The following is a 1,015-nucleotide window of genomic DNA, read 5'->3' on the forward strand; positions in this document are numbered from 1 at the left end:
AGAAGTTGTCGTCTATTCCAACCTGCTCAATTTGTAGCAGCTCCTGCCAGAGGGTACACAGGTATTGTTCGGTGTCATTGGTAGGGGGCACGTATGTTAGGGGGCTGGTCAGTTCTGGTTCCGGCAGGGCCTTATGGTCCAGCTTGCCGTTAGCGGTCAGGGGCAGGGTGTCCAGCCAGATAAACGACGCAGGGATCATGCAGGCGGGCAGATATTGGCTCAATTGTTCCCGAAACCATTCCTGATCCCGCTGCACAGATCCTGTGTACCAAGCCACCAGATAATCATAACTGTTGCCCTCCTGGTTGCTTCCTTTTCTCCGGAATGGAAGAACCACAGACTTTCCAACAGTTTCCAACGATTCCAGTTGTCGGATAATTTCATCCAGCTCCACCCGTTGACCACGAATTTTAACCTGGGTATCCATACGACCAATATGGAGAAGATTACCGCTTTCCAGCCACAGCGCCCTGTCGCCGGTTCGGTAGAGCCTGTCGTTTGAAACCTGTGGGAGAGTAACAAATACGTCTGCGGTCTTACCTGGGTTGTTAAGATAGCCTTTGGCCAGCCCTTGACCGGCCACATGTAGTTCACCCGGGATACCTTTAGGGAGTGGGTGACCACAGGCATCAAGAACGTAGAGCTGGGTATTGCTGACAGGGGTACCAATAGGGACAGACTGGAATTTTTCTGTCTGCGTGCATTGATATGTAGCACACTGTACAGTGGTTTCTGTCGGGCCATAAAGATTGAAAGCCTGAACAGTGCCCTTTGGGTCGGAAATTCTCAGTTTATCAGTGAGTTCTGTGGAAAGGTTTTCTCCGCCAATCAGTAAGAGTTGAATACTGGAAGGTAGGCCTCGGTTTTTTGAAGCGAGAGTGTCAATAAATAGCTCCAGGGCTGACGATGTAAAAGGCAACACTGAAACTGTGTTGTCATGAATACACTTCCACAAGAGCATAGGGTCATGATGTTCCTGCTGTCCGGCAATCACGGTTGATGCCCCGGTGGCCAT

General features: G+C 50.4%; 1 protein-coding gene. It reads right to left on the reverse strand.

Translation table 11 applies throughout. The features are described from left to right. The coding region (locus tag E1189_RS01095) for an AMP-binding protein (protein WP_155158272.1) at positions 1-1,015 on the reverse strand (1,015 nt) is incomplete at both ends.

Source organism: Parendozoicomonas verongulae, assembly GCF_009711465.1.
GTDB classification, from domain to species: Bacteria; Pseudomonadota; Gammaproteobacteria; order Pseudomonadales; family Endozoicomonadaceae; genus Sansalvadorimonas; species Sansalvadorimonas verongulae.